The sequence below is a fragment of the Neorhizobium petrolearium genome (genome assembly GCF_017873175.1).
Taxonomy (GTDB): Bacteria; Pseudomonadota; Alphaproteobacteria; order Rhizobiales; family Rhizobiaceae; genus Neorhizobium; species Neorhizobium petrolearium.
Genome location: NZ_JAGGJW010000006.1, coordinates 335,138 through 356,729, shown reverse-complemented (window position 1 = coordinate 356,729; position 21,592 = coordinate 335,138). Strand labels below are relative to the sequence as shown.

At 59.5% G+C, this 21,592-nt stretch carries 18 protein-coding genes and 1 pseudogene; 16 read left to right on the top strand and 3 right to left on the bottom strand.

Annotated elements, in window-relative coordinates:
- Positions 1 to 8: 8 nt before the first annotated feature.
- Positions 9 to 1,004: an AraC family transcriptional regulator gene (locus J2046_RS14210; RefSeq protein WP_210052825.1), complete on the bottom strand. Its 996-nt coding sequence runs from the start codon at positions 1,002 to 1,004 to the stop codon at positions 9 to 11.
- Between the two features lie 171 nt (positions 1,005 to 1,175).
- On the opposite strand from J2046_RS14210, the gene J2046_RS14205 reads away from it, so the two are divergent.
- Complete coding sequence (locus tag J2046_RS14205) at positions 1,176 to 1,946, top strand: alpha/beta fold hydrolase (protein ID WP_210052749.1); 771 nt, start codon at positions 1,176 to 1,178, stop codon at positions 1,944 to 1,946.
- 347 nt (positions 1,947 to 2,293) lie between these two features.
- On the opposite strand, the gene J2046_RS14200 is transcribed toward J2046_RS14205, so the two are convergent.
- Positions 2,294 to 3,193: a LysR family transcriptional regulator gene (locus J2046_RS14200; RefSeq protein WP_210052747.1), complete on the bottom strand. Its 900-nt coding sequence runs from the start codon at positions 3,191 to 3,193 to the stop codon at positions 2,294 to 2,296.
- Positions 3,194 to 3,384: 191 nt separating this feature from the next.
- Between J2046_RS14200 and J2046_RS14195 the strand changes: the two genes are divergently transcribed.
- From J2046_RS14195 to J2046_RS14185, 3 genes are all read left to right on the top strand, one after another.
- Entirely contained in the window at positions 3,385 to 4,668 is a 1,284-nt protein-coding gene (locus J2046_RS14195; protein ID WP_210052745.1) for a serine hydrolase domain-containing protein, read from the top strand.
- Positions 4,669 to 4,701: 33 nt separating this feature from the next.
- Positions 4,702 to 5,583 (top strand): NmrA family NAD(P)-binding protein, encoded by an 882-nt coding sequence (locus J2046_RS14190; protein WP_210052743.1) that lies wholly within the window; start codon positions 4,702 to 4,704, stop codon positions 5,581 to 5,583.
- 74 nt (positions 5,584 to 5,657) lie between these two features.
- Positions 5,658 to 6,488, top strand: coding sequence for an aldo/keto reductase (locus J2046_RS14185; protein WP_210052741.1), 831 nt, complete (start codon positions 5,658 to 5,660; stop codon positions 6,486 to 6,488).
- 684 nt (positions 6,489 to 7,172) lie between these two features.
- Here J2046_RS14185 and J2046_RS14180 read toward each other — a convergent pair.
- On the bottom strand, positions 7,173 to 7,934 hold the full coding sequence (locus J2046_RS14180) for an SDR family NAD(P)-dependent oxidoreductase (RefSeq protein ID WP_210052739.1): 762 nt from the start codon (positions 7,932 to 7,934) through the stop codon (positions 7,173 to 7,175).
- 264 nt (positions 7,935 to 8,198) lie between these two features.
- On the opposite strand from J2046_RS14180, the gene J2046_RS14175 reads away from it, so the two are divergent.
- From J2046_RS14175 to bcsN, 12 genes and pseudogenes are all read left to right on the top strand, one after another.
- Positions 8,199 to 9,356, top strand: coding sequence for a transporter substrate-binding domain-containing protein (locus J2046_RS14175; protein WP_210052737.1), 1,158 nt, complete (start codon positions 8,199 to 8,201; stop codon positions 9,354 to 9,356).
- Complete coding sequence (locus J2046_RS14170) at positions 9,353 to 10,006, top strand: ANTAR domain-containing response regulator (protein WP_210052735.1); 654 nt, start codon at positions 9,353 to 9,355, stop codon at positions 10,004 to 10,006. The genes J2046_RS14175 and J2046_RS14170 overlap by 4 nt, the downstream gene beginning before the upstream one ends.
- Positions 10,007 to 10,055: 49 nt before the next feature.
- Positions 10,056 to 11,267, top strand: a complete 1,212-nt coding sequence (locus J2046_RS14165) for an urea ABC transporter substrate-binding protein (protein ID WP_233469779.1) — start codon at positions 10,056 to 10,058, stop codon at positions 11,265 to 11,267.
- Between the two features lie 69 nt (positions 11,268 to 11,336).
- Positions 11,337 to 12,209: an ABC transporter permease subunit gene (locus J2046_RS14160; RefSeq protein WP_210052731.1), complete on the top strand. Its 873-nt coding sequence runs from the start codon at positions 11,337 to 11,339 to the stop codon at positions 12,207 to 12,209.
- A 4-nt stretch (positions 12,210 to 12,213) separates the two neighbouring features.
- On the top strand, positions 12,214 to 13,287 hold the full coding sequence (locus tag J2046_RS14155; RefSeq protein WP_210052729.1) for a branched-chain amino acid ABC transporter permease: 1,074 nt from the start codon (positions 12,214 to 12,216) through the stop codon (positions 13,285 to 13,287).
- Positions 13,288 to 13,289: 2 nt separating this feature from the next.
- Positions 13,290 to 14,006: an ABC transporter ATP-binding protein gene (locus J2046_RS14150; protein WP_210052727.1), complete on the top strand. Its 717-nt coding sequence runs from the start codon at positions 13,290 to 13,292 to the stop codon at positions 14,004 to 14,006.
- Positions 13,999 to 14,715 (top strand): ABC transporter ATP-binding protein, encoded by a 717-nt coding sequence (locus J2046_RS14145; RefSeq protein ID WP_210052725.1) that lies wholly within the window; start codon positions 13,999 to 14,001, stop codon positions 14,713 to 14,715. Before J2046_RS14150 ends, J2046_RS14145 begins: the two co-directional genes overlap by 8 nt.
- A 39-nt stretch (positions 14,716 to 14,754) precedes the next feature.
- A complete protein-coding gene (locus tag J2046_RS14140; RefSeq protein ID WP_210052724.1) occupies positions 14,755 to 15,753 on the top strand; it encodes an acetamidase/formamidase family protein in 999 nt (332 codons plus the stop codon).
- Between the two features lie 64 nt (positions 15,754 to 15,817).
- Positions 15,818 to 17,554 carry a nitrilase-related carbon-nitrogen hydrolase gene (locus J2046_RS14135; RefSeq protein WP_210052721.1) on the top strand — a complete coding sequence of 579 codons (1,737 nt, stop codon included), beginning with the start codon at positions 15,818 to 15,820 and terminating at the stop codon, positions 17,552 to 17,554.
- 221 nt (positions 17,555 to 17,775) lie between these two features.
- Positions 17,776 to 18,523: pseudogene (locus tag J2046_RS14130) on the top strand (IS6 family transposase).
- A 105-nt stretch (positions 18,524 to 18,628) separates the two neighbouring features.
- On the top strand, positions 18,629 to 20,410 hold the full coding sequence (locus tag J2046_RS14125; RefSeq protein WP_210052720.1) for a diguanylate cyclase: 1,782 nt from the start codon (positions 18,629 to 18,631) through the stop codon (positions 20,408 to 20,410).
- A 228-nt stretch (positions 20,411 to 20,638) separates the two neighbouring features.
- Positions 20,639 to 21,583 (top strand): cellulose biosynthesis protein BcsN, encoded by a 945-nt coding sequence (gene bcsN / locus J2046_RS14120; RefSeq protein WP_411828502.1) that lies wholly within the window; start codon positions 20,639 to 20,641, stop codon positions 21,581 to 21,583.
- Positions 21,584 to 21,592 lie beyond the last annotated feature (9 nt).

Here is a 21,592-nt window from a genome sequence, read left to right as displayed (position 1 = left end):
AACTACCATCACAGGCTAGATTCTGCTGACCTCACGCCCACCGGAGGAATACCGAACTGAGCTTTGAACGCTCGGCTGAAGGCTGCTTCAGAATCGTAACCAATGCTTCTGGCAACATCGCTGACACGAGCATTGGCCTGCCGCATGAGCCCATGCGCAAGCGTGAGCCGCCACCGGTTCTGGTAAGACAAGGGCGCTTCCTTCACCAGCGAAGTAAACCGTTCTGCAAAGCTGGACCGAGACATCCCCACCGCGCGCGCAAGATCGGCGACGCTCCATTTGCGAAACGGGTCGTCGTGAATAGCCTTGAGGGCACGGCTGATGCGCGGATCCGCCAACGCCCCCAGCCATCCGGTATCACCCGAGTTTTTGCTTTGCGCCCAGGTTCGAATGACGCGGATGATCAACACATCGATGAGCCGGGAGATCATGACGGAGGAGCCGGGATGCACGGCCTGAGCTTCCATCATCATGAAATAGGCCAGTCCCTCAAGCCATCCGCCGGTCTGGCCGCCCGATTTTTCAATATGAATCACGGCCGGCAGTGCCGAGACGACCCAAGGCACAGCCGCGCTCTCGAAATGAAATGCCCCGGCGATGACCTTGGTCTGCTCGCCATTGCCGCCATGGCGCAGGCCCAGTCGCTCGGCGGTGAACTGTTCCCGCATCAGATCGCCAGCATTCGCCACCGTCGCATCACTGCCGTCGCTGAGAACATGACCGACGCCACGCGGCAACATGACCAGGTCACCGGCAATCGCCTTTACCGCGGGTTCGCCGGCCACCCGGACGATCAGGCTGCCTTCCAGAACCACGAAGAAATAAGCCGATCCGGGCTCGAAGCTCAGGGCCCAGGGATGGTTCAACTCCGCGGAGAAGACCAGTTCTCCGCGGAGTCTGACCAAATCGAGCATTTGCGACAGCAGATCGATGCGTGAGGCAAGCATCCCCTCAGACCCGGACGATGAAGCATGTCTTGCGGGGTTCCGGTCATAGCCTTCCATAGCACTAAACCATAAGTTCGATAGGTCTTCAGAAACGAAATAAGCAGCCAAGCCAAAGCCCTCGTGACAGGCACCAGGTTTTTCTGGTTCGACAGGACGAGCGCCGAGAGCATTGCAGATTATCCGGACTGAAATCAACCGCGCCGACACGCTGCCAATTGGAGCCTCACAATGAAAACCCTTCTTATGTCTGCCCTCATGCTGTCCACCACCATCCTGGGTGTTGCCCCGGCCTTTGCCCAGACCACTCCATCCGCGAAAACCATCAAGAACATCGTGCTGGTGCATGGCGCCTTCGTCGATGAGACCAGTTGGAATGGCGTCGCAGCTATCCTCACCGCCAAGGGCTACAAGGTTACAGCCGTCAAGAACCCGCTGACCTCGCTAGCCGACGATGTCGCCGCCACCAACGCAGTCCTCGATGCGCTGGACGGCCCGGCCGTGCTCGTCGGTCATTCCTGGGGCGGTGCTGTCATCGGGGAAGCCGGCAACAATTCGAAAGTGGCATCGCTGGTCTATGTTTCGGCCTTCGCGCCGGACAAGGGCGAGACGATTTCGGCGCTTGCAGCGAGTGGCCCCGCCACACCGGGCGTCAAGGCGATCCGGCCCGACGCAAAGGGCTATCTCACCATCGACCCCGCCGTCTTCCCGAGCGCAGTCGCCGGCGATCTGCCCAAGGAAATAGGCGAGCACCTGGCGGCACACCAGATGCCAATCAACCACACAGCCTTCGATGCTCCGGCCGAAGTCGCCGCCTGGCATGACAAGCAGAGCTGGTACGTTCTGAGCTCGCAGGACCTCGTCCTTGATCCCCACGCCCAGGCATTCTTCGCCGAGCGGGCCAAGTCCAAGGTGACGACGGTCGATGGCAGCCACGCGTCGCTGGCCTCCCATGCCGCAGAAGTCGCCGCAGTCATCGAAGCTGCAGCAGGGGCCAAGTAAACGCGTGCTTCGACGACGCCGCCGGCTCTTCTGGTGACGTCGTCATAGGAATATCGTGCCCCCTGACCTTGTCTAAAAGGCGGGGGGCGTACACGGCGTCTCCGTGCGCCATTCATTTATTCACGGGCCACTTGATGTCGCCAGTTGACGCCGACTTTTCGTGCGGCGTTCCATGCCGGACGGCCCAAGGCGATAGGATCGTCTTGGGCTGTACCCATTTCAGTTCTCCTTCGGCCACTGCTGGCCGTTAGGAAAACGCGTGAGCTCGAGGAATGACCGGCTCCCCGTCGGCTCGTGCGACCGGTATGCAACACCAATCATGCGACGCGGCAAGAATGCACCCAGCGCTACGTCACCGCGATTCGTTGAACAAAATCCAGAAAAGCCCGCACCTTGGCCGGCGGCATGTGGCGTGACGGATGATAGGCATAAAGTGGAAACCGCTCGCCGGACCATTCCGTCAGGATCGTCGTGAGCGCCCCGCTCTCAAGCCACTCGTCGAGACCTATGGCAAAGCTCTGGAATATGCCTTGCCCCGCGAGACAGGCCGCGACGGCAGCGGAGGGGTCGTCCATGACCAACCGCCCTGCCACCTTGATCTCGATGGCACCGCTATCACCCTGGAATTCCCAGGTGAACGGCCGCCCGGTCTGCGGGTCGCGAAAAAGAATGCAATCGTGGTGCATCAGGTCGTGGGGCGTGGCTGGAACTCCGTGACGGTCAAGATAGCCTGGGGCGGCACAGGTCAGCACCGGTACGTCCAGCAGTTTGCGCACGATCAGCGACGATTCGTCCGGCGGGCCAAAACGCACGGCGACATCCGCGCCGCTCATCATCTCTTCGCGATAGTTGCTGGTGGTCAGATCGAGCGTCAGAGCGGGATAGCGCGCCAGAAATTCACCGATCCTCGGTGCCAGCACCATGCGCGCGAACCAGGGATCAATCGAAACCCTGAGCCGTCCGCCGACGAAGGTCGCCGAACCGGCGGCTTCGGAGGCCGCCTCCTCCAGCCCGGCCAGCAACGGCATTATCCTTGCATGGAAGCGGGCGCCCTCTTCGGTCAGCGTAACTTCACGCGGATTGCGGTCGAACAATCTGACGCCGACGCGTTGTTCGAGCCGCGCTACCGCACGACTGACCCCCGATGGCGTGAGGCCGAGAACATCCGCGGCCCGCACGAAATTGCCCGCCTCCATCACCGCCCCGAAAACGCCGACCCCGGTCAGCAGTCGCGTGTCGAAACTCATGCACCCTCTCCGCCGCAAGATCGGTCTAGCTGACCGTCTCGTCATGATGATTTGAAGTCATCTTATCTTTGATTTTAATGCGCGCGAATCATCTTTCTTCGTCCCTTAGATAATTTCTCAACGCCCGGGGCGGCGCCAGCGGCATGCCGGAACCGTGGAAATCTCCGGCCTTGCAGAGAAGGAATTCATCCATGGATGCGATCTCACGCCGAAGCCTGTTGGCACGCGGCGGCCTCTTGCTGGCAGCCGGTACAGCCGCTGCGAATAAGCCGGCTCATGCGCTGGCAGCCAAACCGCAAGCGCGGTCCGGAAATTTGAAACCGATCGACATGGCGATGGAGCAGGCCGTTCGCGACGGGACCGTGGCAGGAGTCGTCGCCACAGCCGCAGGACCGGATGGCACGATCTACGAAGGGACATTCGGAAAGGCCAATACAGTTACCGGAGCGACGATGCGCGCCGATACGGTGTTCTGGCTGTTGTCCATGACGAAGGCCTTCACCGCCACGGCCTGCATGCAACTCATCGAGCAGGGCAGGATCGATCCCGAGGACGATGGGGCGAAATATCTGCCGGAACTCGCCAATCCGATGGTGTTGGAGGGTTTCGACGGCGACGGCCAGCCACGCCTGCGCCCGGCCAAGCGTGCCATCAAGGTGCGTCACCTGCTCACCCACACCTCCGGCTATACCTATTCGATCTGGAGCGATGCGCTGACCAGCTACGAGCAGGTCACAGGAATGCCGGACATAGCTACCTGCAAAAACGGTGCTTTCCTGGCACCGCTCGAATTCGATCCCGGCGATCGCTGGCAATACGGCATCAGCATGGACTGGGTCGGAAAGCTGGTGGAGGCGGTCAGCGACCAGTCGCTGGAGGTCTATTTCCGCGAGAACATCTTTGCCCCGCTCGGCATGACCGATTCAGGCTTCCTGATCGGCAGCAAGCAAAAGTCCAGGGTCGCTACCTTCCACAACCGGAACGCGGACGGCGGACTGACAACCGCGCCCTTCGAAATGCCACAACGGCCGGAATTCTTCATGGGCGGCGGCGGCGCCTTCAGCACGCCACGCGACTACATGGCCTTCCTGCGGATGCTGTTGAACGGTGGCTCCCATAAGGGCGTGCGCGTGCTGAAGCCGGAAACGGTCGCGTCGATGATGCGAAACCAGATCGGCGACCTCGACGTGCGCGCCATGACGACGGCCCAACCCGCCTATTCGCAGAGCTTCGACCAGTTTCCCGGTGAGCCCCACAAGTGGGGATATTCGTTCGACATCAACACGCTGCCCGGTCCGAACGGTCGGTCGGCGGGCAGCATTTCCTGGGCTGGCCTGCTCAACTGCTATTTCTGGCTCGACCCGGTCCGGCAGGTGACCGGCGCCATCTTCACCCAGCTTCTGCCCTTCTACGACGAAAAGGTCGTGAAGCTCTACGGCACATTCGAGCGCGGCCTCTACGACGGCCTCGCCTAATCCATTCCCGGCCTCAACACCAGGAGACATATCATGTATGCGATTACAGGAATTACCGGCAAGGTCGGCGGCGCGCTGGCGAAAGCCCTGCTCGAACACGGAGAACCGGTCCGTGCGGTGCTGCGCGATCCCGCCAAGGCGGAAATCTGGCGCAAGCGCGGTTGCGAAATCGCCTTTGCCGACATGGGCGACGCGACGCAGCTTGCCACCGCGTTCAAGGGCGCCAAGGGCGTCTTCATCCTGCCGCCGTCGGAGTTCGATCCGGCGCCCGGCTATCCGGAAGCGGCAAAGCAGAATGAGGTGCTGACGACCGCTCTCCTTGCTGCCCGCCCGGAAAGGGTCGTCTGCCTCTCCACCATCGGCGCCGACGCGGACGTGGACAATCTGTTGAGCCAGCGGACGATGCTGGAAGAAGCCCTCGGCGAACTCGATCTTCCCGTCACCTTCCTGCGGCCCGGCTGGTTCATGGAAAATGCCGCCTGGGACGTGGCCTCGGCCCGCGACGAAGGCGTGCTGCACAGCTTCCTCCAACCTGCCGACAAGACCTTCGCCATGGTCGCGACGCAGGATATCGGCCGGCTTGCCGCAGATCTGATCCGCGAGCAATGGATCGGCAAGCGGGTGGTGGAACTGGAAGGCCCGGCACGGGTCTCCCCCAACGATCTCGCCAATGCCTTCACGTCGGTGCTCGGGCATTCGGTGCGGGTGGAGATCGTCCCGCGGGCAAGCTGGGAAGACTTGTTCCGCGCCCAGGGTACGCGTCACCCGCAGCCGCGCATGCGTATGCTCGACGGTTTCAACGAAGGCTGGATCGACTTCAAAGCCGACGGCGGAAACCGTGTCAGGGGCACGACGTCACTTGAGCAGGTGATCGAAGCGCTGGTCCGGCAAGCAGCGGCGAGCGAGACCGCCTGAGCCCGCCGGGAGAACGGGCGGCGGACGGCTTCTGCCTCTGCCGCCGCGTCCCTCGCAACTCGAAAGGAATGATCATGGAGACGATTGAGACTCACGGTGTCGCGATCCCCCGGTTAGGACTGGGGACTTTCCGGATGCCGGGCGATGCCGCCCGACCGGTGGTCGAAAGCGGGCTTGAACTCGGCTTTCGCCACATCGATACCGCCGCCATGTACGACAATGAAGCCGCCGTCGGCGCGGCGCTCGCGGCCTCCGGCATAAACCGCGCTGACCTCTTCGTCACCACCAAGGTCTGGTACGACAAGCTCTCCCCCGATGCCCTGCGACGGTCCTTCGACACGAGCCTCGGCAAGCTTCACCTCGACCATATCGATCTCTTCCTCGTGCATTGGCCATCAGCGAACATGAACATGAGCGCAACGCTGGACGCGATCACAAAACTGAAGGAGGAAGGGTTGGCGCGCGCCATCGGCGTCTGCAACTTCAACCTGCCCATGATCCGGCATGCGATCGAGGAAATCGGCGCCCCCATCGCCGTTCATCAAGTAGAATATCATCCGTTCCTGTCGCAGACGCCGATGCTGGATTACCTTCGCCGCAAGGGTATTCCGATGACCGCCTATGCGCCGCTTGCGCAAGGCCGGGCGGCAAAGGATTCCGTTCTCGCCAGGATCGGTGTGAAGCACAGCGCCACCGCAGCCCAGATCGCCATAGCCTGGCTTCTGGATCAGGAAAACCTCATCGCTATCCCCAAAGCCGCTCGCCCCTTCAGCCAGCGAGCCAATCTCGATGCGCTCAACATTCACCTCGACGAGGAGGACCGCGCGGCTATCGCGGCTCTGCCGAAGGACCTACGCTACGTTGACCCGCCTTTTGCTCCAGACTGGGAGGCTGCAACGATCTGAAATAATCTCATGCTACGCCCTGGATACCCCTCGATATAGCCGAGCAACGTCCGCTTGTTGGCGCCAAGGCTATTGGCGAACGACCGGAATGGGCGCGCCAAGCGGCGCTGCTGCGGTGACCATCTGTTCGGTGGCTTCGATGCTCAGAACGGAAATTATTTCCGCTGACCCCGCCGGTTGACTGATACCCAAAGCCAGGGCACAAAGGTGGCATCCACGGTCGCTCGCGATGGGAAAACAGAGGGAATTTCAAGACTTTTCTTCTAAGCCATTGAAATCATGTGAGAATCCAGGTTCCCTAGCTAATTCTTTGAAGAGACTCCAGCATCGTCGGACGCCACATGATCTTCGGGTCGAAATCACGCAAGTGACTGCAAAGACGTCACTTTTTTTAGAGGGGAATGACGCATTCCCTGGGAGCTGGAGAACGTCGCATGCCATGTGATCCTAAATCGCACCAAATACTTGAAAAGACGCCATCTTCTCTGGCGAGAAATGGCAACTACTGAAAGAGGGAAGAGGTCCAAAAAATGCCTTGCCTGGGGACCTCCTTGTTCGGCGCTAACTCCGTTCATTTCAAGAGCCGGTAGCTATCGTCGCATGTTGCGCGATGCAGATCGGCGCGTTCCGAAGCCGGCACGTTAAGTCGTCACGGCTCAGTTGCGTCGTCGCCAACTACGACCATCAAAGCTGCACACCGCGGGTCAGTGCGCCATCGACCACCAGGTTCGTGCCGTAGATGAAACTTGCGGCGGGGCTCGCAAGAAAGACGACCGCATTTGCGATCTCCTGCGGCATCGCCATCCGGCCAGTTGGATTCAAGGCGAGCGACGCCGCAAACAACCCGGGATTGTTCCTCTCGATGTTTTCCCAGACCCCTCCGGCGAAATAGGTATTGCCCGGAGACACGGTGTTAGCGCGGATACTTTTGGGGGCAAGCGAGAACGCCAGACCCTGGGTGTAGTGCGTGAGAGCGGCCTTGAAAGCGCCATACGGACCGGCCGCAAAATCGATCTCCCTGCCGGACACCGAAGCAATCGTAACGATCGAGCCAGACTTGCTTTCTTCAAGATAGGGCATGGCCGCGTTGACGAGCCGGACCGTTCCCATCATGTCCACGTCGAACCCCTGCTGCCAACTCGCCTCGTCATTTCCGACCGCCAACGCACTGACATTGGCAACGACAATATCGAGGCCACCGAATTCAGCCGCAGCCTCATCGACCCACGCCGATACCGCGGCGCCATCTGCTACATCAAGACCACGACCCAGGGTGGAGACCGTCGGACCGGCCAGAGCTGCGGCAACTGACTTTGCCTCTTCCGCATTCCGGCTGCAGATCGCGACACTCGCGCCCTCCGCCGCCAGCGTCTCGGCAATCTTCAAACCAATGCCACGTGTCCCACCTGTCACCACGGCTCGCAAGCCCTTCAAACCCAGATCCATCTTCATCTCCATGTTTCGGCCGATGTGCCGGCGCCTATACACGCATAGGATCCGCCCCGCTCTCGCAGAGCGTCAAGGGCAGATGGCGGATCGAAAAAAGTTGAATTCAGTCGCTTGACATCTGCGAAACAAAAGGCGAGCTTAATTTCAAGGCTGCGAGCAAAGATGCTCAAATAAGCGCCACTACTGCGGTATTCATTCATTTTTGGCAACGTCGCCGCCGGCAGCCTCCGCTGTCTGGTTTTAACTCGTGGCTGCCGGAACATGAACAAAGAATATCCAGTTGGAATATTGTTCTCCGTGACAGGGTCTTACGGAACCGTCGCCAGATCGATGCTGAACGGCGCAAAGCTCGCCTGCGAACAGATCAACGCAGATACGGGATTCGGCGTTCGGCTCAACCCGGTTGAGCGCGACCCCGGTGGTGACCTTAATGCCTATGCTCCCGCAGTCGAGAAAATGATCGTGGACGGAGTGAAGCACGTCGTCGGCTGCTACACCTCTTCGAGCCGCAAGGAAGTCATTCCAACATTCGAAAAGCGTGACGCGCTCTTGTGGTACCCCACCCACTACGAGGGCTTTGAAAGCTCGGCCAACGTAATCTACACGGGTGCCGCACCCAACCACCACATGTTGCCGTTGGTTGACTATGTCACGCGGCATATCGGTCGTCGGGTTTTCTGCATCGGGTCCAATTACATCTGGGCGTGGGAAAGCAACCGCGTGCTGCGGGAGGAACTTGTGTTGCGGCAAGGCTCGGTCGTTGGCGAACGCTATCTGCCCGTCGGCGAGACAGACGTCGATTGCATCGTGCAATCGATCTTCGACGCCAATCCGGACGTGGTCTTCAACTCTCTGATCGGTGAATCCGCCTATTCCTTCTTCCGCGCGTTTCGTGCGGCATGCCAGGCGCGTGGTATCGATCAGGCGAAGCGTTATCCGGTCGCCAGCTGCAATCTGTCTGAACCGGAACTTGATCGGATCGGTCCGGATGCCATTGACGGACATTTGAGCTCCAGCGTCTATTTCGCCTCGATCAACACCGTCGAAAATCGCACATTCGTCGACAGCTACCGCGCCGCATTTCCAGACGAGAAGGCGCCGTCCGCGGAAGCAGAGGCGGCCTATTCGGCCATGATCCTGCTCGCACAGTCCTTGCGCGATGCCGGCACCGATACGCTACGCGCCGTCAAGACGTGCGCAGCCAACCAGCGCTTCAGTGCGCCGCAGGGCGAAATCACGATAGACCCCGCCACATTCCATACGTGCCTGACACCGAGAATCGGGCTGTCGCGCCGCGACGGCCAGTTCGATGTCGTCTTCGATGCTGGCAGGCCCGTTGCGCCGGACCCTTACCTGATCAACTCCACAGCCATTCGCGAGGCACCGCCCCGTCGTACAGCCCTGAGGATCGTTTCATGAGGTGGAACCGCTACGTCCAGAATTTTCGCCAGCGTCGTGCGCTTGTCCTCAGCAACGACATTCGCGCCACGGAGACCATAGCCGCCATGGTGACTCGGCTCGGCATGGCGCTGGAACAGCTTTCGCCGATGGACGATGAATTGCGGACTTTACTGGACAACGCAGATGGGCAGCGCGACGTGATGTTCGTCGACGGCGATCTCAACCTCTTTCCTGACATGAGCCATGGCACGTCAGGAGAGTTGCTGCACATTCCAGTCGTCGGGCTGGTCGGCATCGAAGCCCCCAGTCGCCTTCGAACGTTGATGCTGTTCGGCGCCACCGCGTTTCTGTCCAAGCCTGTCCACAGTGGCTCGATCTTTTCCGCTCTCTATCTGGCGATCAACACGTTCGAACAGAAGGCGGATCTGCGGTCCTCGATCCGTGAACTTGAACATCGTCGCCGATATCGCCGACACGTCATCAAGGCGGTCACAATGGTGATGACGTCCCATTCCCTCGACGATGAGGGAGCGTTCGCCCTGCTGCGGAAGGAAAGCATGCGCGCACGTCTGAGCCTGGAAGCCTATTGCGAAGGCGTCGTCCAACGAAGCACGGCGCAAACCATCGACGACAAGGAACCTGACAAGAAGCAGGCCGTCGCCGACTAACCACCCTACCTCCATGGAGAACAGAATGATGAAGACGCTTAACGGCGCCATGACGGCGCTCGGCCTGATTTTGCTTTGCTCCAGCGTCACACACGCCCAGGAGCCGATAAAACTCGGCGTACTCGAAGACCAGTCGGGCGACTTTGCTGCCGCCACGATCGGCAAGGTTCACGGCATCCAGTTGGCTGCCGAAGAGATAAATGCAGCGGGCGGCATTGCCGGCCGGCCGCTGGAACTGGTGATCTACGATACCCAGTCCGATAACACACGCTACCAGGAATTCATGCGCCGCGTGCTCCAGCGCGACAAGGTTGATGCTGTTTTCGCAGGCTTCTCCTCCGCCTCGCGTGAGGCATATCGGCCTATCGTCAACCAGTTCGACGGCTTTGCCTTCTACAACAACCAGTACGAGGGCGGTGTCTGCGACGCGAACATGGTCGTCACCGGCGCCGTGCCAGAACAGCAGTTTTCGACCCTGCTGCCTTACATGATGGAGACCTACGGAAAGAAGGTTTACACAATCGCGGCGGACTACAACTTTGGTCAGATCTCGGCCGAATGGGTGCGCAATATCGTCAAGGAAGGCGGCGGCGAAATGGTGGGCGAGGAATTCATCCCGCTCGGCGTCTCGCAGTTCTCCCAGACGATCCAGAACATCCAGGCGGCCAAGCCTGACTTCATCGTGACACTTCTGGTCGGCACTGCCCAAGCATCCTATTACGAGCAGGCGGCAGCGGCCAACGTGAACCTGCCGATGGGATCGTCCGTCAACGTCGGCCAGGGCTACGAGCACAAGCGCTTCAAGCCACCGAGCCTTGCCAACATGTACGCCACCGTCAACTGGATCGAGGAAGTCGACACCCCTCAGTCCAAGGCCTTTGTCGAGAAGTGGCACAAGAAATTTCCCGACGAGCCGTATATCAACCAGGAAGCGGAGAACTCCTATCTCGCGGTCCATCTCTACAAGCAGATGGTCGAGCGTGCGAGCGGCTCCACCAAGAAGGACGATCTGCGCAAGGTGATTGCAGAGGGCGACGTTTGCTACGACGCTCCCGAAGGCAAGGTCTGCCTTGACCCCAAGAGCCAGCACATGTCGCACACGATCTACCTGGCAAAGGTCAGCGACGATCACTCGATCAGCTTCCCGAAGGTGTGGAACGACATCAAGCCCTACTGGCTGGGTGACGCGGGCTGTGACCTGACCAAGAACGATCCGAGCGCACAGTATACGCCGTCCAACCCGCCGCCTGCTGCCAACTGATTCCGAACCGGCCGGGGCATATCCCCGGCCGCCCTTCCCCCAAGGCGAGCCGCAAGGAAATCCTTCGCGATGACTGTCTACTACACACTCTTCACCTTCCTCTATCAGACAGGTGACGCCTTCGCCTTTCTCGTTCTCTCCGCTTGTGGCCTCGCCATCATCTTCGGGATGATGGGCGTCATCAATCTCGCCCATGGCGAATTCATCATGTGCGGCGCCTATGTTTGCGCGGCAAGCGCTCGCGCCGGCCTGCCCTTGCCGCTGGCTGTTCTTGCTGGCGCGCTTGCGGCCGGCGCGGCCGGCATGTTGATCGAACGGATCGTCATACGCCCGCTGTATGATCGGCCCCTCGACACGATCGTCGCGACATGGGGCGTGTCCATGATCGTGACGCAAAGCACGCTGATCCTGCTCGGTTCCACCATGCCCGGAACCGGTACCCCTTTTGGGAGCTTTGCTGTCGGCCCCTATTCCTATTCGATCTACCGCGTTGTGCTGATGGGGGCGGCGCTGGCAACTCTCGGGCTTCTGTGGCTCGGCTTCACAAGGACCCGCTTCGGCGTTCTGGCGCGCGCAACGATCCAGGTACCGCATATTGCACAAGCTCTCGGCGTCAACACCGGCCTTGTCTATAGCCTGACCTTTGGTCTGGGAGCAGCCTTGGCTGGGCTTGCCGGCGGTCTTTATGCGCCGACCATGACCCTTGTTCCGACAATGGGCAGCGCCTTCGTCGTCGAGGCCTTCGTCACCGTCGTGGTTGGTGGAGCCGACATCTTTCTCGGAACGGCGCCTGCCGCTCTGGTTTTGGGCATCATCAAGGCCGCCCTGACCTCTTGGCAGGGACAACTCGCCGGCCAGATCGGTCTTCTGGTCGCGGTCATTATCGTCATTCGCATCCTACCGCGCGGCATATCCGGTTGGATTCTTCGTGAGAGGGCCTAAGCACATGGCGAGAGCAAATCTACTGTCAAGTACGATTAGGTTGCTGGACGGACCACAGACATTGGGGCGCGGAAGGCCATTCTGGACCAGCTTCGCACTGGTGCTAGTACTGGCATGTGCCTATCCGATGTTTGCGGACGGTTACGACGTCGGCAACAATGTCTATTTCTTCAACTGGGTGTTCATGGCGCTCGGCCTCAGCCTCATCTGGGGCTATGGCGGGACACTGAGTTTCGGACAGACAGCCTTCTTCGGTGTGGCGGGATATAGCTATGGCGTGATCTCCACCAATTTCGGTGACGCCTATGGTCTGACGCTGGTCGCGCTGATCGCATCTGTGGCCGCAGCAGCGTTATTCTCCGCAGTCCTCGGCTACTTCCTGTTCTTCGGCCGAATCAGTGGGGTCTTCCTGGGCATTGTCACGCTGTCGGTCACCTTGGTGCTGGAGCGCTTCATGGCCCAAACCGCAGGTCCTGAATGGCAGGTGGGAACGGCCAGACTGAACGGCTATAACGGCATGGGCGGCATGCCCTCCCTCACCATTCCGTGGTTCGGGGGCGACATCGTGCTATTTCCGGATGTTCAGCTCTACTACTGCACGCTTGCTCTGCTGGTCGCATGCTATCTCGGTCTTCGCCTGCTAGTGAATTCCCGTTTCGGCAATGTCCTTGTTGCGATCCGGGAAAACCCGCAGCGCGCCGAAATGCTTGGCTATGACATCCGGGTGTATCAGCTGGTCGCTTTCGTCATCGGTTCAGCCCTGGCTGGCCTGTCGGGCGTGCTTTACACCTCCTGGGGAAACTACATCACGCCGGCATCGATGGGGATGACGGCCGCGGCATTGCCCATTGTCTGGGTTGCCGTTGGCGGCCGCAGCGACCTGACAACGACGCTCATCGGCACGCTGATCGTGCTGGGCGGGTTTCAGGCCCTGACGATCCATGGAAGCCAGTACGCTTTAGTGGTCATGGGGGTACTGCTGGTGCTCACTGTCCTCATCGCACCGCGCGGTCTGGTTTTCAGTCTCGGCGCACTTGCCGGCGGCATGTTCCGTCGCAAAACCGCAGGGAGGGAGTGATCATGGCCATTCTTCAGACACGCGATCTCAACAAGTGGTTCGGTGGACTGCATGTGACGGGTGGCGTTGACTTTGCCCTGGAGGACGGAGAGATCCATTGCCTCATCGGCCCCAACGGCGCCGGCAAGAGCACGCTCTTCCGCCTCTTCCTTGGTGAACATCTTCCCACAAGCGGACAGATCTTCTATCAGGGCGAGGATATCACTAAAGCCAAGCCGTTCGAACGCATCCGCCGTGGCATCAGCGTCAAGTTTCAGGTGCCGGGCATATTCAAGGCGCTTAGCGTGCGCCAGAACCTGCAAATCGCGCTGCAACACCATCGGTTGCCGGAGGAGCTGGACGAGGAAATTGACAGGCTGCTTGAGTTTCTCAAGCTGACGGACGCGCGCTACCAGCTCGCCGGCAATCTGAGCCATGGGCAGAAGCAATGGCTGGAAATCGGCATGGCTGTTGCGCTGAGGCCCCGCCTGCTGCTGCTGGACGAGCCGACCGCCGGGATGACGCCGGACGAGACGGCTGCGACAGGCGAGATGGTCCAAGAACTCAACCGCGACGGTGTGACGGTTCTGGCCGTCGAGCACGATATGGCCTTCGTCCGCCAGATCGCTCACAGGGTGACCGTTCTTCACTTCGGCAAGATCTTCGCACAAGGCACGATCGACGAGATCGTTTCGGATGAGCGTGTGGCGGCCATTTATCTAGGAGACGCCCATGCGTAGCGAGGTCCTTCTCAATACGGTCGGCCTTTGGTCGGGCTATGGCGGCAAACCGGTTCTCCAGGGAGTCGACATCAATGTACGGGAGGGCGAAATCGTTGCCGTCATCGGCCGCAATGGTGTTGGCAAATCGACGCTGATGAAGAGCCTGATCGGCCTGCTTGCGCGCGACAAGGGCTCGGTGATCTTTCGCGGCGAGGAGATCGATACCGTGCCGGCCTACAAAAGGGCAAGGCTTGGGATCGGGTATGTCCCGCAGGGACGCGACGTCTTCCCGCGCCTGAGCGTGATGGAAAACCTACTGGTGGGTGAATCCATCAATGGGCAGCGGGCGTCTCGCGATCAGATCGAGTCGATCTTCAGCTACTTTCCCATCCTCAAAGAACGGCGCAACCAGCCAGCCGGCACGATGTCGGGCGGTCAGCAGCAGCAACTGGCAATCGCCCGCGTGCTGATGGGCAAGCCGGCGCTAATCCTCCTTGACGAACCCTCGGAAGGCATTCAGCCGAACATCGTCCAGGACATTGCCAGGATCATGGTGGAACTGAACAAATCGACCGGCGTCACGATCGTCTTTGTGGAGCAAAATATCGATATGATCCGGGCAATGGCGCAGCGCTGCTACGTGATCGACAAAGGCCGAATCACCAATGAAATCATGCCGGAAACGCTAGAGGACCGCGATGCCGTCCGCCGTTACCTGGCCGTCTGAAATGTCAAAACAGCAAATTGAGCAAAAGAGGAGCACCCTATGAGCTGGCTCGACGAAACAATCATGGCCCGGAATGGCGTCGCCAAGGGCAAAGCTGGCGAGACCTACAGCATCACAGAGGAAAGCCAGGGCCAATACCATTATGTGTACGGTGCCTATGTCGATCCCGTACTGAAAGTGGATCCAGGATCTGTGGTATCGGCCGAGACCCATGACGCGTTCGAGGGGGCGATCAAGAACGAGACGGACAGCCCCTCCAAGATCCTCAACTTCCCCTTCCTTAACCCGCAGAACGGCCCAATCTACGTCAACGGTGCCGAGAAGGGCGACTGCCTTGCGGTCCACATTAGGAGCATCGTTCCACGCGGACCTCAGCCGCGCGGCACGACGGTGATCATGCCGGAATTTGGCGGCTTGGTGCCAACGGCAGACACGGCCATGCTGACCGCTCCGCTGCCCGAGCGGGTGCGCAAGCTGCATGTCGATGTTGAGGCGGGCGTGAAATGGAGCGACAAGATCACGCTCCCCTATGAACCCTTTATCGGTACCATTGGGACTGCACCGGAAATCGAAGCTATTTCATCGCTCGTTCCGGATTATTATGGCGGCAACATGGACCTGCCTGACGTCTGCCCTGATACCGTGATCTACCTGCCGGTAAATACCAAGGGTGCCTATCTCTACCTCGGTGATTGCCATGCCGCACAGGGTGATGGCGAACTCTGTGGCGTGGCAGTTGAGCATCCTACAGTGACCACCATTCAGATCGACCTGATCAAGGGCTGGACCATCAAGACGCCCCGCCTTGAGAACGAGCGCTTCTATATGACGATCGGCTCAGCACGGCCGATGGAGGATGCGGCACGCAGCGCATATCGCGAACTCATCCGCTGGATGGCTGCCGACTTCGGCTTCGACGAAATCGACGCATACATGCTGCTGACTCAATGCGGCCGCGTGCGCCTCGGCAATATGGTTGACCCGAAATACACCGTCGGGGCCTCGGTGCTGAAATCGATCGTGGGCATCGCTGCCTGATCGACGTTTTCTTTTTAACCGCCCGATATCCGGGCGGTCAATTCTGTCCCCGACGGAGATTTTTATGACCGCCCCGTTCAAGGCAGCAGCCGTGCAATTCGAACCCCATTTCGGTGAGAAGAAACGAAATGTGGACGCGCTTTTGGCACTCGTTGAGGAAGCCGCTAACGCCGGTGCCAAACTGATCACGACACCCGAAATGGGAACCACGGGCTACTGCTGGTATAACCGAGCAGAGGTCGCCGCTTTCGTTGAGACCATTCCGGGTCCAAGCACCGATCTTTTTGTGGAGCTAGCCCGCAGACACGACTGCTACATCGTTGTTGGGCTTCCCGAAGTTGATAAGCAGACAAACCTCTACTACAATTCGGCAGCGCTGATCGGGCCGGATGGGGTCGTCGGCGTGCATCGCAAGACCCACCCCTATATTTCCGAGCCGAAATGGTCAGCAGCAGGTAACTTGGGTCATCAGGTCTTCGAGACGAAGATCGGGCGGATCGCGATGCTGATCTGCATGGACATCCACTTCATCGAGACGGCACGTCTGGCAGCAATCGGCGGCGCCGACGTGATCTGCCACGTTTCCAACTGGCTAGCCGAACGGACCCCGGCGCCTTACTGGATCAGTCGGGCATACGAGAACGGCTGCTACTTGATAGAGAGCAACCGCTGGGGTCTCGAACGTGGCGTCCAATTTTCTGGCGGTAGTTGCGTCATCGGGCCAGAGGCAGAGATTCTCGACGTGGTCGATGGCGGTGACGGCATTGCTTACGGCCTGATCGATCCTACGCGATCACGCAAAAGGCACGTCGCGGGCGAACCGGTTATGAAGCAGCGCCGGCCCGAGCTTTACATGGATTTGATGACCAATACCTACGCCTGGAATCCAAGGGAATTCTTCCGTCTCTATGGGCATCAACCCATGGAAGACGGGCGTGCCGGTCGCATCGCCGTCGGCGAGTTCACGCCCTCATCCGATATCGATGCCAACCGGAAAATTATGGCAGGCTTGGCTGAAGAGGCTAAAGCACAGGGGGCAGAGCTAATCGTCTTCCCGGCTTTTGCGTTGACCGGCCTCATAAATCCCAGAGAAACGGCAACGTCGATTTCACATCCGGCCGTGGAGGCGATCCGTAAAATATCAGAGCGACTGGATATCTGCATCATCGCCGGCTTTGCCGAGGAACGTGATGGAGAGCGGTTCTGCAGTGCCATCATCACCAGACCGAATGTGCCCACCACCACCTATCGCCAGATTCACCTGACCGAGGATGAGAATGCCTGGGCAACGCCTGGTGATGAATTTTGCATCTTCGATCTTCCACTGGGACGGGTTGGCGTCCTGATCGGCCATGATGCGGCCTTCCCGGAGGCCGCTCGCATCCTGGCGCTCAGGGGATGCGATCTGATCTGCTGCCCTTCGAGCGTTGCTGACGGCTTCCATTTTGGTCACGCAGGGAGCGCGGTCATACAGCCTGATCCGATTCCCTTTGGCGCCGACCCAGTGCACTGGCACCACTACCGGGTCCGCGCAGGCGAAAATAACTGCTACTTCGCCTTCTCCAACACCAAGACTGCGGGAAGCAAACCGGCAGGAATGAGTGGCATATTCGGGCCGGATACCTTCGCGTTCCCGAGGAAGGAAGCATTCGTGCAGGGTGAAGATCTCGCGGTCGCTGATATAGATCTGTCGAGCACCAACTCGACCTATCCGACCAACGTCGCGCGCCGGAAAGATCTGGTCCTCATGCGTCAGCCGCATCACTATTTGCCGCTCGTGATGCCCGATGGAAAGGCCTGACCTTCAATAGCCATTGTGCCTCGTGGCATGGTCCTTTGCATCAGAGCATTTTCAAGTGTGTGTTCATAGCCTTCCCTTAAACGATACGGACTGACTTCGCAAAAAACTCCGTTTTTGAGTGGCAGTCCGTTGCCGCTGCCGAACGCGAAGAACCTCCGGCTCGCCGTAGAGGATCGCCACCAAGGCGGATGGTGATGTCAGGTTAACTTGGGCTGAAAAGTTTGCCGCTATTTCGCGGTGATGAGCAAGAGCCAGTTAGCTACAAGCGCCATCATTTTCCTCCCGCTGTGATCGCCCATGCGGTCCGGCTGTATTTCCGGTTTCCATTGAGCCTGCGTCTGGTCGAGGAAATGTTGTTGGAGCGCGGCACTATCGTTTCCTATGAGACAATCCGATGCTGGGCAAAGAAATTCGGCCCGGACTATGCCGCTCGCTCGCGTCGGAAACCGCCAAGTCTGAATGATATCTGGCATCTGGACGAGGTGGTCGTGATGATCGGTGGCCGGAAACACTGGCTGTGGCGCGCTGTGGATCAGGACGGCTATGTTCTCGACGAAATCGTCCAGGCTCGCCGCAACACCAAGGCCGCCAAGCGCCTGCTGATCCGGTTGATGAAGAAGCAGGGATGTCAACCGAAACGTATCGTCACCGACAAGCTTCGCTCTTATGGTGCGGCCCTTCGACAGTTGATGCCCACGATCGAGCATCGATCACACAAGGGGCTGAACAACCGCGCCGAAAACTCGCATCTTCCTCTACGGAAACGAGCAGGTGATGCAGCGATTTCGCTCGCCAGGCGGACTGCAACGTTTCGTCAGCATCTTCTCCACCGTTCGAAATCTCTTCGTCCCAGCACGATTTCAGCACTCAGCTTTCGCCACCCATCTGCATCGCCTTGCAGCGGTGGCCCATTGGAAGGGTGTCGCCGGAATTGCCGCCTGGTCACTCCGCAGCATGCCCGATCCGTAGCTGTAGCGCTTAACCTGACATCCCCGCTCTGCCGGCTATTTCTGGGGTCCGGATGTGAGAGTTCTCTTTAATGCTCCTTCAACGAGCGACCTATATCTTACATGTATGAGAATAAGCACGATCACCAACTGGGCCTATGGCATCACGGTCGTTCTCACGGCCCTTTCAGGCGCTGCCTTCATCATGTCGTCGCGCTGCGCCGTACAGGAGCGGCTTGCCGTCGAGGAGCACCTAGCCCTTGACACATTGGCGGAGGAGCTTGCGCTCGAAGCCGAAGTCAGAAGCGATGAGGCCAGGCTCTATGTCATGCGCGGTGAAAATCGGCATCTGCAAGCGTTTCGCGCTGAAGAGGAAGACGAGCGGCGGCGCGAGGCCGTTGCAGCCAAGCTCGCTTCTCAAGGTCTGTCACCGACGGAGGCCGGGGCGCTGCAGGAGATCAACACGGAAGCGGAGGAATTGGACAAGATCGAGGTTGCGGCAATCGAGGCCTTCCGGCGCGGGGACAGGAGCCGCGCCCAAGATATGCTCTTTGGGCCAGAGCACGAAAGACTGCAGGCTACGCTTCTCGACACCGTTACCCATTTCCGGGATTTGACCGCGACACGCACGGGTATGCAGCTCCAGGCGGCACGGGTACGCAGCGACTGGTGGGGCCTTGTTGCCAAGATCATGCTCGCGATAACAGGGCTGCTTTTCCTCGGCGTTCTCTACTTCATCTTAAGGCGAAGGGTCGCCGTGCCGCTTGTGCGCATGACCGGCATCGTCGGCAGGCTGGCGAAACAGGACTATACAGTCGATGTTCCCCCCGACCCGCGGCGCGATGAAATCGGCGAGATGAACCAAGCCATCCAGGTATTCCGCGCCAACGGCATCGAACGGGAGCGGCTCGACGCTGAAAGGAGAGCGGATCAGCGCACTAAGGACCTTATCCTGCAGATGATGCATCGCCTGCAGGCATGTGCAAACGGAGCGGAGCTCGCCGATATCGTCGCTCGCTTCGCTCCTCAGATTTTCCCCAACATCGCCGGTGGCCTCTACGTTCTCGATGGAAGCCAGGTGTCCCTGACACGTGCGAGCGCATGGCTCGACCCTCATCATTCCGAGGTCACCTTCCCGGCGTCAGCGTGCTGGGGTCTACGGCGCGGTCGTCCCCATGCAAGCGGAGGAGACGGCGCTGACGTTTCCTGTCTCCATCTCGACAGGGCGGAAGTGACTGCCCTTTGTGTCCCATTGACGGCTCAGGGCGATACGATTGGCCTTCTCTATCTTGAAGACCGTGGGGATGAGGCGCTTCGTCTGGAAAGCAGCCGTCTTTATCTGGAGCTGATTGCCGAGAATGTTGGTCTTGCAATCGCTAATCTTCAACTCCGTGAGAAACTTACCGCTCTCGCCGCACGGGACCCGCTTACGGGTCTGTTCAACCGCCGCTTCCTGGACGAGACATTGGAGAGGTACAGCCGAGACTTGGCAGATCAACCGCTTGCATGTCTGATGATTGATATCGATCATTTCAAACGCTTCAACGACGAGTTCGGCCATGACGCGGGTGATATGGTGATGCAATATGTTGCACATGTGTTGCGCGACATCGTCGGACAATCCGGCCATGCGTTCCGCTTTGGCGGCGAAGAGTTCACAATACTGCTTCCTCGCCTTAGCGAAGCGGAGGGGTTTCAGTTGGCCGAAGAGCTGCGGGGAAAGGTCAGCAGCGGCGTGCTCTCGCATTCAGGCCGGATCATCGGGAGTGTCTCGATCTCCTTGGGAGTAGCAGCCGCTCCGATGGAGGGGTCGGTGGAGACGCTGCTGGCGCGCGCTGATGCTGCGCTGCTGAAAGCCAAGTCACAAGGTCGCAATCAGACTGTCGCCGCAAGCCCGAGTGGTCGGTAACGGACTTCGACACAGTGCGGAAAACCGAACAGAGTTTCCCGTCCGTGGCCTCCAAAGCCGGCAACAATCTGTGGAGAAATCATCCAAAATGCCTGTTCGGGAATATTAACGACCCGTTAAGCATATTCCTTGTTTATTGAATTCTAATAGTCCCGCGTCGTTGAATGCAAAATTCCCCGCCCGAATTGCCGAGGTTATCTAGGGAAAACGACATTGCCGATTTCAATTGTGCGCGTTTTGTGGATTGTTACCGGGCTGGGCGCCACGGCTACACTTTCAGCATGCAGCACGACCGGCAGCGTCGGACACCCATCGGGACCGCAGCTTGTACCCAGCGAGAAAGCCCTCATAATGCCGCCTCCGGGCGGTCCGGCAATCGTGGGAGTGGTGGAGCGCACACGGGGTAACGGCGTCGAGCAAACCGTGGCACTATCGACCTCGTCGAGAATTCCGGGGCAGAACTACCTGAGAGTCCATTTCTTCGGCCCTCAAGGGTCCACCCCGGACGTCCCCGGCGCGACTTTCAGGACCATCAACGAAAGCGATCTCCGGCGCGAGATTGCCCGCGCTGCGCCGGGCGTCCGAATGGTCCGTGCGGCAACCTTTCTCCAGAATACCTACGGTCCGTTCGGCTATGCGTCCGGACGAGCTCAAAACGGTGACACCTGCCTGTTTGCCTGGCAACAGATCCGTTCCCCCAGCACATCCTCCGGCATAGGCCGAGGGTTCGGCATGATTCAGGTAAGGCTCAGGCTCTGCGACAGTCACGCGACGGCGCGGCAGATGCTGAATACAATGTATGGCTTCACCATCGTCGGAACGTTCAAGGGTACGATGTGGAATCCCTATGGTGACGCAGCCGGCGCAGATGAAATGCTCGGCCGTACCGGCCAACCGATTTATCCGGAAGGCGAGTTTTCCCGGAGATCCATTTCCTTCGACTACGGCATGTCACAGGCCATCTCCCAGCCCCCTCCCGCTCGTCGCAAGGCGGTGGAGCGGGTTTCTCAGCCGGAGGCCGAAGCGGCAGCTCCAACCGGGCCACGTGTTCCACTGCCGGAACTGGGAGCGGGCGTATCCGGCGGCTCCAGTTCAACTGAGGCGACGGGAACCACTGTTCCTTCACCTGATTGCGTAGGCACCGCAGCCATGACAGCGGCGTGCCGGAAATAATGGCGTATC